The following is a 17,180-nucleotide window of genomic DNA, read 5'->3' on the forward strand; positions in this document are numbered from 1 at the left end:
CAAAAACAGTACTCAAGCCCTGAATGGCATGTAGGCATCTGAGCGACCTCGAGGCCGCATCACATTGGTTAAAGTCAGGGGATGCAACACAAACCCCTTTCTCTGACCCAGGTGCTGATTTGCGGCGCAGCCATCGTCACCCTGTCCATGGGCATCCGCCATGGCTTTGGCCTGTGGCTTCAGCCCATCACCCAAGCCCAAGGCTGGGGCCGCCAGGAATTCGGCTTTGCCATGGCCATCCAAAACCTCTCCTGGGGCTTCATGGGCATTTTTGCGGGCATGGTGGCCGACAAGTTCGGTGCGTTCCGCGTGATTGCCTTGGGCGCCGTGGTCTACGGCGTGGGTCTCTTGGGCATGGCTTGGGCCACCGACCCTTGGATGTTTGCCCTGTTCACCGGGGTGATCATCGGCACGGCCCAAGCGGGCACAACCTACGCGGTCATTTACGGTGTGATTGGTCGCAACGTGCCCATCGAACGCCGTTCTTGGGCCATGGGCGTGGCGGCGGCAGCGGGCAGTTTCGGTCAGTTTTTGATGGTGCCCGTTGAGGGCTTGCTGATCAGCCAGATGGGTTGGCAAACCGCTTTGGTCATTTTGGCGGCGGCAGCGATGCTGATCATCCCGCTGGCTTGGGGTTTGCGTGAACCCGCCTTGAATGCGCCGGGCCAAGTCAAGCGAGACCAAACGATCGGCCAAGCTTTGAAGGAAGCTTTCAAATACCCCAGTTTCCAGTTGCTGATGGCGGGTTATTTTGTGTGCGGCTTCCAAGTCGTGTTCATCGGCGTGCACATGCCCAGCTACCTGAAAGACCATGGTTTGGCCCCCCAGGTGGCCAGTTATGCACTGGCCTTGATCGGTTTATTCAACGTGTTTGGCACTTACATCGCGGGCACCTTGGGCCAGAAAATGGCCAAGAAAAACATCCTGGCCTTCATTTACATCGCCCGCTCGGTGGCCATCACGCTGTTTTTGCTGGCCCCGCTCACGCCCACCAGTGTGTACATCTTCTCGGGCGTGATGGGCTTGCTGTGGCTGTCCACCGTGCCGCCCACCAACGCGGCGGTCGCCCAGATTTTTGGCATTTCACACCTGTCCATGCTCAGCGGCTTCATCTTTTTCAGCCACCAGATCGGCTCGTTCATGGGCGTGTGGCTCGGCGGCTATCTGTATGACAAGACTGGCAGCTACGACATCGTCTGGTACTTGGCCATTGCCCTGGGCGTCTTTGCCGCGCTGGTGAATTTGCCAGTGCGCGAGAGCCCCATTCAGCGCCAAGCACCCCAAGCCGCATGAACACCAGCATGTCGGATAACCAGAGCAAACCTTCGGCCGCGGGGGGGGCCTCCCACACAACACCCATCGAATCTGACGGTGCGCAAGTTGGTGGGAGCGAGCCCCAGCTCGCGAATGCAGGCGTGACCTGGATTTTTGTTTTGCTGGTTGCGGCGCTGGGCCTGACGTTCTGGCTCTATGCCAAGCCCGATCTGGTGATCATGTTGTCCGATCGGCTTTGGGCCTGTTTTTAGCATCACAAGGAAAAACCATGCACGGCACCGAAAACCCTTCCTTGTGGGTCCAACGCTGGGCGCATTTGATAGCACCCCACAGCCGCGTGCTGGATGTGGCTTGTGGCGCAGGCCGACACATGCGGTTTTTGGGATCACTGGGGCACACCGCAATAGGCGTTGACCGCAACCCCGATGCGGTTTCACTGGCCCAAGCTTATGGACAAGTGAGCTGCGCCGACATTGAAAACGGCCCTTGGCCGTTCACGGGCAAAACCTTTGGCTGCGTGGTGGTGACGAATTACCTTTGGCGCGCACTGATGCCCGACATCGTGCAAAGCGTGGCACCCGGTGGCGTGCTGATTTACGAAACCTTTGCTGCAGGCAACGAAACCGTCGGCAAACCGTCTCGCCCCGACTTTTTGCTGCAACCGGGCGAACTGCTGCGGGCCACCGAAGGCCTGCACACCGTGGCTTACGAAGAGGGCTTCGAGTCATCGCCAGACCGGTTTGTGCAGCGCATTGTGGCCATTCGGGCCAAGACTGCGGGCGAAGTGACACGCTGGCCCTTGAAAGCCAACGCTGACCCCGCACAACAGACCCCGTGACATCGGGACACATTCCCACCCGCAGCAACACCTGAAAAGCGTTTGCAATCGTTAGAATGACCTCTTTCAGTTCAGAAACACCTGACATGACCACCGAATCTCGCCCTATCCAAGGTAGTATCCCTGCCCTGATCACCCCCATGCTCGAAGACGGCAAAGTGGACTACCCCACCTTGCGAAAACTGATCGATTGGCATGTGGCCGAAGGCACCGATGGGCTGGTGATCGTCGGCACCTCGGGCGAATCGCCCACCGTCAACGTGGACGAACACCGCGAAATCCTGCGTGTGTCGGTTGAACAAGCGGCCAAGCGCATCCCCATCATTGCCGGGTGCGGTGCCAACTCCACCGCAGAAGCCATTTCGCTGGCCAAATATGCCGAATCCATCGGTGCTGACGCCCAATTGCAAGTGGTGCCCTACTACAACAAGCCCACTCAAGAAGGCCTGTTCCAGCACTTCAAGGCCATCGCCGAGGCCACGCCCAAGCTGCCCGTGATTTTGTACAACGTGCCTGGCCGCACCGTGGCCGATCTTCAGCACGACACCGTGCTGCGCTTGGCCCAAGTGCCAGGGATCATCGGCATCAAGGAAGCCACCAGCAACATCGAGCGCGCCCAGTGGCTCATCCGCGATGTGCCCAAAGCGTTCGCCGTTTTCTCGGGCGATGACGCCACTGCAGTGGCCCTGATGCTTTGCGGTGGTGCGGGCAACATCAGCGTGACCGCCAACGTGGCCCCGCGCTTGATGCACGAGCTGTGCATGGCCGCCATTCGTGGCGACGTGAAAGAAGCCATGCGCATCCAGTTTTTGCTGTTGCCCGTGCACAAAAACCTGTTTGTCGAGGCCAACCCAATTCCCGTGAAATGGGCCATGAACCGCATGGGTCTCAGCGGCCCCACTTTGCGCCTGCCCATGACCGAGCTGTCTGAGTCTCAGCGGCCCGTGGTTGAGGCAGCCCTCAAGGCCAGCGGTCTGATTTGATTTCCATTTAAGGATTGCTTGTGAAATTGTCCCATCGCACTTTGTCTCGCTCTGCGGCGCAACGCACGGCTTTCATTGCCACTTTGGCCATTTTGGTCAGCGGTTGCTCTGTGCTTGAAGAAAGCAAAATTGACTACAAAAGCGCATCCAAGGCCACCACACTGGAGGTTCCGCCCGACCTGAGCCAACTGCGCAAAGACTCGCGATACGCCATCGAAAGCAATTCGGCCACAGCATCCGGTTTTCAAAGTGCCAGCGCTCGCGTGACCGACGCGGGGACAGCTGCCAACAGCTTGGGTGACGTGCGCATGGAACGCCAAGGCAACCAACGCTGGTTGGTGGTGGCACGCCCCGCTGACAAAGTGTGGGAACCCCTGCGTGAATTTTGGACCAACAATGGTTTCGTCTTGATCACGGACGCACCCGATGTCGGCATCATGGAAACCGATTGGGCAGAGAACCGGGCCAAAATTCCACAAGACATCATTCGCAAAACCCTGGGCAAAGTGCTGGATTCCTTGTATTCCTCTGGTGAGCGAGACAAGTTCAGAACACGCGTCGAGCGCAATGCGCAAGGCGGCGTTGAAATTTACATCACGCACCGCGGCATGGTCGAAAACTACGCCAACGCACAAAAAGACCAAACCATGTGGCAACCCCGTGCCAGTGACGCAGAACTCGAGATCGAATTTTTGCGCCGCTTGATGGTGAAACTGGGTGTAACTCCAGAAGCTGCTAAAACGGCCACAGTGCTTGCCGCACCTGTTCAAGGGGCCATCGTGACCAACGTCGATGGTCAACCCACGATACAGATCAACGACAACTTGGACCGCGCTTGGCGGCGTACAGGTGTGGCGCTTGACCGCACCGGCTTCACGGTGGAAGACCGTGACCGCAGCAAAGGGGTTTATTTTGTTCGCTACGTGGCACCAGGAACCACCACGGCCAAAGAGCCGGGCTTTTTGAGTCGCCTGTTCAGCAGCAAAAAAGAAGAAGCGTCTTTGTCACGCTACAGGATCGCCTTGACCGAAAAGGGCAACGTCAGCGTGGTTCGAGTGCTGGATGCCAACGGTCAACCCGAAAATTCGGGCAATGCAGACCGCATTTTGAAACTGCTGGCCAACGAACTGCGCTGAATGCTTCAAGGCCACTGACCCCATAAAAAAACCCCGCAATGCGGGGTTTTTTGTTGCAGTCCCGGCACAAACCGGGAGAGCGGCGACCAATTACTTGGCGGCAGATGCGTCAGCAGCAGGTGCGGAAGCTGGAGCAGCAGGAGCAGCAGATGCGTCAGCAGCTGGAGCTGGAGCAGCCACAGGAGCTGGAGCGGCAGGAGCAGCGGCTTCTTCTTTTTTGCCGCAAGCGGACAGAGCAGCAGCAGCGATGATGGCGGCCAAAACGAGGGACTTGTTCATGATGATTTTCCTTGTAGGGGTTAAGAAACAATTTCCGGAAATTGTCGAAGACTGATTCAAGAAAACTTGAACCGAGACAAAAGCACTCGAGCTCTTCTGCACTCAGTTGGGCATTATAGCGTTTTCCCTAGTGCTTGCGGTAACGAACACGACAAAGCTGACACGAAACCTTCGAGACCCCGGATCAAAAGGGTCATTTTTCTAAGGGTTTCAACCAAGTGGACGCCATCCAATCCAGCAAAGCCTCAGACGCAGATTCGCTCAATTTAGCGCAAGAAGACGCCGAAAGCGATCGGTTGTCTGCCAATTGACGCAACAACCGGGCATCGCCGCCCCCGACCCGGAAACTTTCGCCGTTGATAAAAACATGCCGATCGTCGTACATCATTTTGGTGCGTCGGTCCAATTGAACGCCTTCAGACAAATCCGGTTCTTTGTCGGCTATGTCAAACCAAACATTGGCCTTGGGCTCGGTCAGGTATTCACCCAGCAAACTGTCCAGTAAATGCGGATTTTTAAGCGCTTTATCAAGCACTTGACGCGCAAAGTCACCCAAAGCCGGCGGAATGGCCGCCGAAGACGACACCGCCGCTTGCTTGGGGTCACGGTAGAGGGCATCGCCCACACCCTCAAAAGCCTCATCGGCCAAACCCAACAAAAGTTCTCGCGCCAACTCACCTTCTTGTGGTGCCCTGAAACCAATGGACCAGGTCATGCACTCCCCCTCGGCCACGCCGTCGTGTGCGTATTTGGGGGGCAAATACAACATGTCGCCAGGGTTCAGCACGAACTCCTCTTCGGCTTCAAAGTTTTGCAAAATTTTGAGCGGCACGCCCGACTGCAGCGTCAAATCCTTGTTGCGACCAATGCGCCAACGGCGTTGGCCATGGGCCTGCAGCAAAAACACGTCATAGCTGTCAAAGTGCGGCCCCACACCGCCGCCATCGCTGGCGTAGCTGATCATCACATCGTCCAAGCGCGCATCGGGCACAAAACGAAACTGCTGCATCAGTGCGTGCACGCCGTCGTGGTGCAAATCGACGCCTTGCACTAGAAAAGTCCACTTTTTTTGGCTGAAGGGTGGCAAGCTCCGCTTAGGAAACGGGCCATGCTTCATCTTCCAGCCCCTGGGAGAATCCACGATCAAGCGCGACTCCACACCCTCTTGCCCCGCCAACGCCACCAATTCAGTGCGCCCGACACACGGTACAAAATTGGGGATGGCGTTGCGCACCAGCAAAGGCTTTTTCTGCCAATGGCGCTTCATGAATTGGCTGGGCGTCAAGCCACCCAGCAGAGCCAAGGGTTGTTCTGTGTTCATCTCGGGTTCTCAAGTCTCGAAACCAAAGCGGCCAAAAAGTGGCCGCCAAACTGCGACAATTGTCGTATGGAAATCAAGACACCTTCTGTGGTCGCACTGACCTGGACACTCAAAGACACGCTGGGCGAAGTTCTGGACACCCTGGACGAGCCCGTTGAATTTTTCATTGGCGGCCAAGACCTGCTGCCCAAGATCGAAGAAGCTCTTCAAGGCCACGAACGTGGCGCCAAGGTCGACCTGCACTTGGAGCCCGAAGACGCCTTTGGCGACTTCGATGAAAACCTGCTGTTTCTGGAGCCACTGGCCCTGTTCCCAGAAGGGCTCGAGCCCGGCCTCACGATCGAAGGCACTGCTTTGCCAGCGGGTTGCAACCCGGATGCGCCGCGCAACGCCCTCTACACCGTGACCGAAATCTACCCCGAGCACGTTGTTCTAGACGCCAACCACCCGCTGTCGGGCATTGCACTGCGTTTGCACCTGAAAGTCGACTCGGTGCGCGAGCCGACAGAAGCCGAAGTGGGCAGCGGCAGCTGCGGCACCGGCTTCTTCAAAATTGAAGTCGGCGATGAAGGCCTAGCCAACGGCCCTACCCTGCACTGAGCGCACTGAGCGCACGGAGCCCGGCACAACCTCACGCACAGCCCGAACATGAAAACCGCCATCGAAATAAAAGTCCTGGACGCCCGTTTGCACGAGTGGGGTCTGCCCAAATACCAAACCCAACTGGCTGCGGCCATTGACCTGTTTGCCTGCATTGACCAGCCGCTTCAACTCCAGCCCCAAGAAGCCGCCGTGCTGATCCCTTCTGGCATCGCGCTGCACATGGACTCGCTGGACTTTTGCGCTGTCATCCTGCCCCGCTCTGGCTTGGGCCACAAAAAAGGCTTGGTGCTGGGCAACAGCGTGGGCCTGATCGACGCCGACTACACCGCCCAATGCTACATCAGCGTCTGGAACCGCAACCCCGCCAACAGCAATGCCGTCATCACCATCCAGCCCGGTGAGCGCATTGCCCAAATGATGTTCTTGCCCGTGGTGCGCCCCGAATTCAAAGTGGTGGACGAATTCAGCACCACCAGCCAACGCGGTGGTGGCGGGTTTGGCTCAACCGGCGTTTGAGCCCCCTCCATTACCTAGCCGCTCCAACAACTGCTGACCCGCATGGCGCTTGATTCGCTCTGAATAAAAATTGCTCGCCTTGCCGACCTGCACCCCCGAAAGTAACTCACGAACCTGGTGAACGCTGAGTGCATTCGCTTGTGCAATTTGCCAATCATCCAACTGCAAGCTCGTCATCAGCGCTTGCAGTTGGAGACCATCCGCAATCGACCAGTGTTCGTGGGTCATGGATGCATTCCATTCAACCCATCAAAACTCATTCGTCAGCATCACGAGTTTTTCAGACACCACGCTGCCGCCTTGACGCAGCTGTATCTTCACCTGCAAGGGCAATTTGAGATCTGCCCCCTTGGCCAACGCGAATGTCTTGTTTTCTGGATTGAAAGTCAACTGCGTGGGCAGCGGTGCATCGTTGGCCAGCACCGTCGTGATCTGAGTCTGCTCCACCCGCACGTTGTTCTTCTTATCATCCTCAGCGCTGGTTGTGGAAGCTGAAGAGCCATCTGCCGCTGCCGTCGTTGATCCCGCCCCTGCGGCCGCGGTAGTGCCTGTGGTGCCTGTGGTGCCTGTGGTGCCTGTGGTGCCTGTGGTGCCTGTGGTGCCTGTGGTGCCTGTGGTGCCTGTGGTGCCTGCAGTGCCTGCTGCCGTTGTCGAACCTGCCGCAGATGCAGTGCTTGTCGATGCGGGCGCCACAAGGCCAACTGTCAAATAAAGCTGCCCCACCACAGTGTCAGGCACTGTGCCCAGCCCTGTAGCCAATGGGAGTTGAACCACTGGCACAACAAGTTGTGGCTGCGCCGGATTCGGAACAAACACCACATCAACCTGCCCAGCCTGCGTAGTGCCAACCACCTTGAATGCACCCAAATCCAAAGCAGACTTGGTGTTTGCAGTTGGCTCAATCACTGGCGGGCTTGCAGCCGCAGTGGTCGCAACCGCAGTTGTGGCGGTTTTTTGCTGCAAAGATGTCGCCGTCGATGTGCTCACTGTCGAAGCCACGTTGTCCAAAACTGGCTTGGGCGTGATCGTCAAGGTTCCGTTCACATAACTCAAAACATAGTTGATCGACGACAAACCACCAGGAATGATGTTGAAAGCTCCAGGACGCGTTGCGTTCTGGCTGGAGCCCGAATACGCCAAGGTGCCAGAAAGTACCGAGACACCCTCACCGTTCACAAAGCCCGCATAGGTCACACCATTGCCACCGCGATAAGGTACGTTGTTCTGTACCTTGGTGAAACTCTTGGCAGTGACCATCAAAGGCGCCGGATCAATGGTCAACAAGCCCGTCGAGTAACTGATCTCATAGTTGGAAGACGTCAGGCCCGCAGGCGTGACGTCGTAACTGCCTGGGCTGACATCACCGCCGTACACAGAGACGCCGTCGTAGTTACTCACACCCGCAGAGGTCAGCGTGCCTGTGAGCGCGCTGGCATTTTGCCCTGCCACGAAACCCGAGTACGTCACGCCTGCCGTGTGGCCCGTGCCGTCATAGGTCTTGCTTTGGTCATTGGCCTGAATCGTCAAAGGCGCAGGGGTGATGGTGCCCACCCGACCAGTCACCACACCCGTTTGCAGCACGTAATTGCTCAGGCTGGTCCCGCTTTTTGGAGCGTAATCACCCGTTGCCAGGTTCACCGTAACCATCTTGCCCGTGCCTGCATTGGCGGTGTCGTAAGAACCGGTGGTTTGGGTGATGCTCGCGCCTTCATTGTTGACAAAACCACTGATGGCGTAATTGCCTGCAGTCAGTCTGGCGGTTGTCGAGCCGTCATAGACCTTAGCGACCGTTCCAGTCAAAGCCACGGACAAATCTTGAATCACAGGTTCAACGACGATAGGCGCTGCAGTGATGTTGAGGTCGACTGTGGCCGGCAAGGAGTAGTTGCTGGCCAGCGCACCGCCACCTGTGACACCAATCGCCAAGCCAGTCAAAGCGGTGCCGTTGTAGGCCCCAACATTGGGCGAACTGGCTGTGGCGGTTCCGGCTGTAGCAGCCACCGTTTCACCGGGGACAGCGCCGATCAAACTCAATTGACCTGAAGTGAAAGCAGCTGCGCCGTCGTAAACCTTAGCGCCTGTTGCGGTCAAAACTGCAGGGCTGATGATGCCCGTCAGCCCCCCAGGCGCCGTCACAGAATAATTACCAGCCTGCGCACCGGTCGCTGTCGAAGTCAGGTTCACCGCATGCGTGCCCGCATTGGCCGATGCAAAGCTGGCCCCTGTCACGCTCACGCTGACGGTGTCACCCGCCAGCAGGCCCGAATAAGTCGCACCAGACACATCGATGGCGGCTGTGGTCGTGCCGTCATAGGTCTTGCCACTGACTGCCAAACCACCCACCGTGATGGGTGCCTGGTTCACCGTCAGCGTGCCATTGGCTGGCGCAAACGTGTAGTTGGTCGAGCTCATGCCTGTCACGCTGGTGGTGACGGCATAGGTGCCCACGTCCGACGCACTGCGCGCCGTACCGTTGTAGGCCGTGGCTGCAGTGCTGACTGTGGGCGCCCCCACCAAGCCTGCGGCACTGGTGTCACCGTTCGCATAGCCCGTGTAAGCCGCACTCAGCGTGGGCAGGCTGTTGGCGCCATACGTCATGTTCGGGCTGTTGCCCGTGACCGTCAGCTGCGCCTTGTTCACTGTCAGATTGGCGCCTGTGTAGGCAATGGCGTAGTTGCCCCCCGCACTGAGCGTGCCCACGTTGATGGGGTAAGTGCCTGCGTTGGAGCCACTGCCCGCTGTGCCGTTGTAGGCCGTGGCCGTGGTGGCCAACGCGCCGCTGAACAACAAGGCTGTTTCGTTGTTGACGAACCCCGATGACGTGTAAGTCAAACTGGGCAAAGCATTGCCGCCATAAGTCATGCTCTTGGCGTCGGCTGTGACCGTCAAAGGAGCTTGGCTGATGGTGCCCGTCAAGCTGTTGGGTGCGGTGATGGTGTAGTTGCCCACATGGGCACCACCGTTGGTGGAGGTCAACGACACCGTGTGCGTGCCTGCATTGGCCGACACAAAGTTGGCCCCTGTCACTGTAACGGTGACATCGTCACTTCCCACCAAACCCGCCAGCGACACAGCAGACGTATTGATTGCAGCCGTGGTCGTGCCGTCATAGGTCTTACCACTCACGGTCAGGCCGTTCACCGTCAAGGCCTTGGGCGTCACGGTCAGAGCGCCGTTGGTGTAGCCAATGGTGTAGTTGCTGGCCAAGAAAGTGCCACCCGTAGCAGCGCTGGCCACAATCGGGTAGCTGCCAACACCCACGGTCGACGCAGCGCCTGTGCTGCTCAAGCTGACCGAACCAATCGACTCGCCGTTTTGCAGGCCAACACTGGTGAACTCGGTGCCCGCAAATATTTGCGAAGAACCGTAAACCTTGCTCGCGCTGCTGGCCGTCACCGTCAAAGTGGCGGCCGTGATGTCCGCGTTGGGCAGTGTGGGCTGCGTGGAAATGAGGTAGTTGCCCACCGATGTGCCGCCCAAGGTGTTGGTGGCCGTCACAGCTATGCCCGTGCCCACGTTGACAGAAGCAAATGTGGCCGACTGGTTGAGCAGCAAGTTGTCGCCGCTGATGACCCAGTCCAAAGTACCTCCACTGACCGGGGCCGCATTGGTGCCGGTGTAGGTTTTGTTACCTACGGTCTGCCCCAGCACCGTCACCGCCTTGCGGGCAATGTCCATGGTGGTGGTGCTGCTGGTACTGGTCAGCACATAGTTGCTGGCCAAACCACCTGTGCCGTTGGCCAGAGCATAGCCACTGGCCGTGACTGTCTTGCCCGTACCTGCATTGGCGTCGGCCATGCTGGCGGTGCCAGGCGTCAACACCAAGGCCTCACCAGCCACCCCAGTGGCCACACTGCCCCAGCTGCTCACACTGGCCGAGACATCCGCCGAGCCGTCATAGGTGCGGTTGTTCATGGCCAATCCACTCACCGTGACCTGCTTTTGGGCAATGTCCATTGTGACGGTGCTGCTGGTGCTGCTGAGCACATAGTTACTGGCCAAACCACCCGTGCCGTTGGCCAGGCTATAGCCTGTGGCCGTCACGGTTTTGCCCGTGCCTGCGTTGAAATCGCTCAAACCTGCGCTGCCGTGGTTCAGCGTCAAGGCCTCGCCATTGATGCCTGTGGCCACACTGCCCCAGTTGCTGACCGAGACCGCGTTGGTGCCGTCATAGGTCTTGCCGCTCACAGCAAAGCCACTGACCGTCAAAGTCTTCGGGTCAATCGTGGCCGACGCCGTGCTGCTGGTGCTGCTGAGCGTGTAGTTGCTGGCCAGACTACCTGTGCCGTCAGCCAAGGTGTAGCCCGTGGTCGTCACCGTCTTGCCCACACCTGCATTGGCGTCGGCAAAGGTGGCTGCACCGCCGTTCAGCGTCAAGCTTTCGCCACTGACACCTGTGACCACAGTGGCACCACTGACGGAGGCTGCCGTGGTGCCGTCATAGGTCTTGCTGCTGGCCGTCAAACCAGAGACCGTCAACACCTTGCGGGTGATGTCGGCGGTGCTTGTGCTGCTGTTGCTGCTGAGCACATAGTTGCTGGCCAACCCACCGTTGCTGCCGTCTGCCAGGGTGTAACCCGTGGCCGTGACTGTCTTGCCCAACCCCGCATTGGCGTCGGAAAAAGTGGCTGTCCCGCTGTTGAGCGTCAGCGTTTCGCTGCCAACCCCAGTGCTCACACTGCCCCAACTGCTAACAGTTGCTGCCGTGGTGCCGTCATAAGGTTTGTTGTTGGCAGTCAAACCACTGATGGTCAATGCCTTGGCCGTGATGTCTGCTGCCAAGCCCGTGGGTTGCGTCAGCGTGTAGTTGCCCATGGCCGTGCCGCCCAGCGAGTTGACCGCGGTAACGCTAATGCCCGTGCCCACGTTGACCTGGGCAAAGGTGCCTGCCTGGGTCAAGGTCACGTTTTCGCTGCCAACCACACCCACCAACGTGCCACCACTGAGCGTGGCGGTATTGGTGCTGTCATAGGTCTTGTTGCCAGCTGTTTGGCCGGTAACAGTCAAGGCCTTGGCAGTGATGTCTGCTGCCAAGCCCGTGGGTTGCGTCAGCGTGTAGTTGCCCATAGCCGTGCCGCCCAGCGAGTTGACCGCGGTAACGCTAATGCCCGTGCCCACGTTGACCTGGGCAAAGGTGCCTGCCTGGGTCAAGGTCACGTTTTCGCTGCCAAGTACACCCACCAACGTGCCACCACTGAGCGTGGCGGTATTGGTGCTGTCATAAGTCTTGTTGGCGGCTGCTTGGCCTGTGACGGTCAAAGCCTTGGCCGTGATGTCAGCCGTCAGCGTAGGTTGCGTCAGCGTGTAGTTGCCCATGGCCGTACCGCCCAATGTGTTGGACGCATTGATACTTATGCCTGTGCCCACGTTGACCGTGGCAAAGTTGCCTGACTGGGTCAAAGTCACGTTTTCGCTGCCCACTACACCCACCAACGTGCCGCCACTGAGCGTAGCCGTGTTGGTGCTGTCATAAGTCTTGTTGGCGGCTGCTTGGCCTGTGACGGTCAAAGCCTTGGCCGTGATGTCAGCAGCCAAGCCCGTGGGTTGCGTCAGCGTGTAGTTGCCCATAGCCGTGCCGCCCAACGAGTTACCCGCCGTGACACTGATGCCAGTGCCCACGTTGACCTGGGCAAAGGTGCCGGCCTGGGTCAAGGTCACGTTTTCGCTGCCAACCACACCCACCAACGTGCCACCACTGAGCGTGGCGGTATTGGTGCTGTCATAGGTCTTGTTGCCAGCTGTTTGGCCCGTAACGGTCAAGGCCTTGGCCGTGATGTCTGCTGCCAAGCCCGTGGGTTGCGTCAGCGTGTAGTTGCCCATGGCCGTACCGCCCAATGTGTTGGACGCATTGATACTTATGCCTGTGCCCACGTTGACCTGGGCAAAGGTGCCGGCCTGGGTCAAAGTCACGTTTTCGCTGCCCACTACACCCACCAACGTGCCGCCGCTGAGCGTAGCCGTGTTGGTGCTGTCATAAGTCTTGTTGGCGGCTGCTTGGCCTGTGACGGTCAAAGCCTTGGCCGTGATGTCAGCAGCCAAGCCCGTGGGTTGCGTCAGCGTGTAGTTGCCCATAGCCGTGCCGCCCAACGAGTTACCCGCCGTGACACTGATGCCAGTGCCCACGTTGACCTGGGCAAAGGTGCCTGCCTGGGTCAAGGTCACGTTTTCGCTGCCCACTACACCCACCAACGTGCCGCCGCTGAGCGTAGCCGTGTTGGTGCTGTCATAAGTCTTGTTGGCGGCTGTTTGGCCTGTGACAGTCAAAGCCTTCTGATTAATCGTCCCTTGCAGGCTGGATGGCGTCACGATGTTGTAGTTACCAGCATCCAAACCGCTCGCAGATCCGGACAAAGCGACTGATCGAAGTCCAGCATTGGCGGAATCAAAATTGCCACCTGTGTAGGTAAATGAAACAGCATCGCCCGTTAGTTTTCCACTGTATGTGGTTGTACCGGTAATTGTGGCGGTCACCGTTCCATCGTAATTTCTCTCAGCAGCAGACAGTCCACCAACCGTCAAATCTATTTTTGTAATATCCAATGTGCTTTTGAATGTACCCGCCACCGTACCGCCCGTACCATCATTCACACCAGAACCTGACAAAGTCACACCAGTGATAGAGCCAACGGTATTCAGTATTTCAGCGTATGTACCGACGGGTCTGAAATTGGCGCCAGACATTGTTGTACTCGGCAAGCCCACCAAGTTGATCAGAGACTGCAGATATGCATCCCTGTTCGAGGCGGTTGTGTTAACCAAGCCAAGGTATCTTGCACCCACCGTGACTGTTGAATTGGCATACAGCAAGCTTCGCACAGCGGTCAGCGCATCTGTCTCACTGGTGCCGTAAGGCCTGGAAACGACCGCCGAAGAGTTGATCGTGAGTGAAGAAGGTGGTGCATAACGGTTATAGATCACAGGCAAATTACCTGTATGCCCCGCCGGCCTGGTGCCCAAAGCACTGTAGTCCGCTGCATAAACCATATTGGTCAATACAGACGTTGTTGCTGAAGAATTCAATACGCTAAATGCTTGCGAGTTCTCTTGATAATCAGTGGTTGGCACCAACGTGGGTGCACCCGTGAATACACTGAATTGGCCTGTACCCGTATTGCTGTAAGAAAATGGCTTGATAAGAGCACCGCCATAAATATCCCCAGCGATTCTGTTATAGCCAGCTGAGATAAATGAATTAGCAGCACCAGCATTGATCCCATCCGTTGAACCGGTGATATTTAATCTGACATCGGTTAAATTGAAGTTACCGCCACCCGATGTGGTGGACCCAGACGCAGTCGTGACAGCCGATTTCCAATTCAAAGAGCCAGCCGTGATGGTGTATTCAGTACCGATGGGAAAATTATTGACTTTATCTGACAAAGAAGATGTAAGAATATTGACATCAAAAGATTTTCCAACCGTTACACCACGAACGCCAGACACATTAAAATCAAAGCTGACACCATTGCTCACCGAAGCCGCTGATGATGATGGGCCCAATTTGATGGCGCAAGTTATGCAAGTATTGTCCAGAAGGAGATTGCCACCGATATACAACACAGTGCCGCTAAAAGGCAATGCCGGTACTTTGATGGCGGCACCATTCGTTAAGACAGACAGATTAAAAGGAATACCAACAGGCGTTTGGATAGCGTTAAAAGCAGTTATGGTGCTGCTCTGATTGCCTGCTGTGGTATCCAAATATACAGAGACTGGGTTTGTATTGGATGCCCGACCAGCGTCTAAAGCCACTCTGTTATTGGTATTACCCAAAGTTATGGATCCATTGCTGGATATTTTGACATCTCCGCCGTTAGCCAATTGTCCAATATAGGCATAATAATTGTTGGGACTATTAAATGCACGCACGCCAATATTTGTTGGGCTATCAACCGTACCACTGATGGTGATTGCATCCCCCCCTGATGCATATGCTGCCGTGGTTGCGTCATTGCTGTTGACAACAAAAGTATAGCGTTCAAGATCCACTGCAGCGCGACTGCTGCTTGACGTGACATCGGTCGTGGTGCTTTTTGTCACACCCGTGATATTTATTTTATTGCCACTTACTCTTGCCAATGCACCGCTATCCGTACTTCCCATACCTATAGTAAAAATTACACCATTACCGGTATTGGAAGTGCCTGATATATCAATGATGCCTTTGGAAGACAGTGCAGCAGTGGCTGCATTGGCGATAACACTGAAATACCTCATTTCAACACCATTGCCACTGGACGTGTTGGTACCTGTAATCGCTATATTTCCAGCAGTTGAGGTCAATGTTCTTGCCGCTGTATAGTCAGGCATATTCACAGCCGCAGAAGTTGAAGCTGACAAGCCTTTTATACTGACATCCAAACCAGCTGTCATATTTGGGGTATTACTTGTTCCACCACTTTGCGTTGAAAATCCAGATTTATCACTCGCAACACCAAATATCGAGATATTTTTACCAGCAGTCAAATGAAAACCAGAGCTGGCAAATTCAATACCACCATAAGTACCACCCGAAGATGCGAGAGTCCCAATGTTGGTCGTATTTATCGTTCCAGACACATAGGCTGAATTAACCAAGCCGTAGCTGTTATCCAGCGTTATTGACCCTGTTAAATTGATAACACCATTGACTTTGATACTGTTGCCAGAACTCTTGGCAACCAAACTGACGCCATATGTGCCTGCCGTGCTGGAAATGGTGCCAATGGTTATTTTGTTTGTTGTAGTCACACTGGCAGCTGTGTTGTCAACAGTCAAAGTCGCGTCATTGGGTGGCGCAGAAAATGTGAGGGTAGGCAGGGTAATCGCACCCGTCGATGTGACAATCACGTTGCTGCCTGCATTGATGCCCGATTGAATTGCAGCTGCGCCCGGACTGCCACTTGAAATGTTCACATCCGCCGGATCCAATAACCACAAGCCACGCGCACCGGCATTGACAGCGCCATTGACGTTCAACACATAGCCAGAGGTTTCGATTTGCCCACCGACACCACTTGACTGCCCTCCCTTGGCAAGAATAGACCCATCAACCGTCGTCAAACTGCTCGTGTTGTATATATCACTCCACAACACCACCCTGCCCCCATCTCCGTTCTGGGTGGCGCTGGCATCAATGGTCGCGCCCGCCTCCATGGTGGTCTTGGTGGCCTGGTACACGCCATTGCTGCCCTGCCAGTCGCCGCCCACCAGCACCGTGCCGCCGCCCTGCTCGCCTTTGGCTTCGATCTTGGATGTGCCGCTCAGCGTGATGTCATCGCCCTCCAGCAAGATGCGCCCACCCTTGTGGGTGATGCTGTTGGCGCCTGTGTTGGCGATCAGGCTGCCGCTGTTCTTGATCAGGCTGCCGCGCAGGGCGCTGACCGATTGGGCGCTCATGATGATCTGCCCGTCTGGCGTCTCGATGGCGTGCTTGTTCTCGATCAACGACGCGATGTCGCTGGCCGTGACCACGATGCCGCTCAGTTTGTGGTCGGCATTGAAATCGAGTGTGATCGACTCGCCATTGGCCAGCACCGCCGTGCCGCGCTCGGCCACGATCACACCTTTGTTGACCACCTCGGGGGCCAGCAGGGCAATGTAGCCGTCCAGTTTGGCTTTGAGTTCGCCTTCGTTCTCTACCCGGCCTGTGGCGCCGTTGCGCTTGAAGGTGTTGCTGCCCGCCATGAACTCGTCGTCGCTCATGCTGTGCGTGGTGGCCACCAGGCCGCCCACGTCCACACTGGCGCTGGGGCCAAAGTACACGCCGCTGGGGTTGACCAGATACACCTGTCCGGGCGCATTGATCTTGCCAAAGACCTGGCTGGGGGTGGAATCCAGCACGCGGTTGAGCGTGACCGACTGGGCATTGGGTTGGTTGAAGTTGACCGTGGCCGCTTGCCCGATGTTGAAGCTGCCCCAGTTGATGGCGGCTCGCTGACTGCTCTGGTTGATGTTGAGCACCGGGGCAGCCGCTGTGCCCGCCTGGCCCAGACTGGCCATGCCTGCAGTCACCACGCCGCCTGTGGGCAGGGCGTTGGTGGCTGGCGGGTTGGGCGGCGCGGCCAGTGCCCCCGTGGCGGTCAGCGCAGCCAGCAGTGGCGTGGCCAGCAGGGTTTTGCTGGTCTTGGTTTTGCCACTGGACTTGGCGTTTTCTGCCACGGCAACCCAAGCATTGAGGGCGTTGTTCCAAATCGTGCGGTGAACTTTGTTCATGTCATCAATGGCCTGCGTTCAGCAAGCTCAGGCAA

At 57.0% G+C, this 17,180-nt stretch carries 11 protein-coding genes; 7 read left to right on the forward strand and 4 right to left on the reverse strand.

Features of this window, described 5'->3' with window-relative positions; genetic code table 11:
- The first annotated feature begins 81 nt into the window (after window positions 1-81).
- The 5 genes from B9Z40_RS01510 (at window position 82) to bamC (ending at window position 4,232) form a co-directional block, all read left to right on the forward strand.
- On the forward strand, window positions 82-1,293 hold the full coding sequence (locus B9Z40_RS01510) for an MFS transporter (protein ID WP_100171561.1): 1,212 nt from the start codon (window positions 82-84) through the stop codon (window positions 1,291-1,293).
- Window positions 1,290-1,526 carry a hypothetical protein gene (locus B9Z40_RS01515; protein ID WP_100171562.1) on the forward strand — a complete coding sequence of 79 codons (237 nt, stop codon included), beginning with the start codon at window positions 1,290-1,292 and terminating at the stop codon, window positions 1,524-1,526. Before B9Z40_RS01510 ends, B9Z40_RS01515 begins: the two co-directional genes overlap by 4 nt.
- 17 nt (window positions 1,527-1,543) lie before the next feature.
- Window positions 1,544-2,113: a bifunctional 2-polyprenyl-6-hydroxyphenol methylase/3-demethylubiquinol 3-O-methyltransferase UbiG gene (locus B9Z40_RS01520; protein WP_100171563.1), complete on the forward strand. Its 570-nt coding sequence runs from the start codon at window positions 1,544-1,546 to the stop codon at window positions 2,111-2,113.
- An 86-nt stretch (window positions 2,114-2,199) separates the two neighbouring features.
- Window positions 2,200-3,096, forward strand: a complete 897-nt coding sequence (gene dapA, locus B9Z40_RS01525) for a 4-hydroxy-tetrahydrodipicolinate synthase (protein WP_100172853.1) — start codon at window positions 2,200-2,202, stop codon at window positions 3,094-3,096.
- A gap of 20 nt (window positions 3,097-3,116) precedes the next feature.
- Window positions 3,117-4,232: an outer membrane protein assembly factor BamC gene (gene bamC, locus B9Z40_RS01530; protein WP_369823381.1), complete on the forward strand. Its 1,116-nt coding sequence runs from the start codon at window positions 3,117-3,119 to the stop codon at window positions 4,230-4,232.
- Window positions 4,233-4,322: 90 nt separating this feature from the next.
- On the opposite strand, the gene B9Z40_RS01535 is transcribed toward bamC, so the two are convergent.
- Both B9Z40_RS01535 and B9Z40_RS01540 read right to left on the reverse strand, forming a co-directional pair.
- A complete protein-coding gene (locus B9Z40_RS01535) occupies window positions 4,323-4,511 on the reverse strand; it encodes a hypothetical protein (RefSeq protein ID WP_100171564.1) in 189 nt (62 codons plus the stop codon).
- Window positions 4,512-4,704: 193 nt separating this feature from the next.
- Window positions 4,705-5,832, reverse strand: coding sequence for a cupin domain-containing protein (locus B9Z40_RS01540; RefSeq protein WP_100171565.1), 1,128 nt, complete (start codon window positions 5,830-5,832; stop codon window positions 4,705-4,707).
- 66 nt (window positions 5,833-5,898) lie between these two features.
- Here B9Z40_RS01540 and B9Z40_RS01545 point away from each other — a divergent pair, with 66 nt between their 5' ends.
- Both B9Z40_RS01545 and dut read left to right on the forward strand, forming a co-directional pair.
- Complete coding sequence (locus tag B9Z40_RS01545) at window positions 5,899-6,432, forward strand: peptidylprolyl isomerase (protein WP_100171566.1); 534 nt, start codon at window positions 5,899-5,901, stop codon at window positions 6,430-6,432.
- Window positions 6,433-6,480: 48 nt separating this feature from the next.
- Window positions 6,481-6,951, forward strand: coding sequence for a dUTP diphosphatase (dut, locus tag B9Z40_RS01550; protein ID WP_100171567.1), 471 nt, complete (start codon window positions 6,481-6,483; stop codon window positions 6,949-6,951).
- Here the strand turns inward: dut and B9Z40_RS01555 are convergent.
- Both B9Z40_RS01555 and B9Z40_RS01560 read right to left on the reverse strand, forming a co-directional pair.
- Window positions 6,937-7,179, reverse strand: a complete 243-nt coding sequence (locus B9Z40_RS01555; protein WP_100171568.1) for a hypothetical protein — start codon at window positions 7,177-7,179, stop codon at window positions 6,937-6,939. The genes dut and B9Z40_RS01555 overlap by 15 nt on opposite strands.
- Window positions 7,180-7,200: 21 nt before the next feature.
- On the reverse strand, window positions 7,201-17,145 hold the full coding sequence (locus tag B9Z40_RS01560; RefSeq protein ID WP_100171569.1) for a YDG domain-containing protein: 9,945 nt from the start codon (window positions 17,143-17,145) through the stop codon (window positions 7,201-7,203).
- Between the last annotated feature and the right edge of the window lie 35 nt (window positions 17,146-17,180).

Origin of the sequence: Limnohabitans sp. 15K, assembly GCF_002778285.1 — a bacterium.
GTDB lineage: Bacteria > Pseudomonadota > Gammaproteobacteria > Burkholderiales > Burkholderiaceae_C > Limnohabitans_A.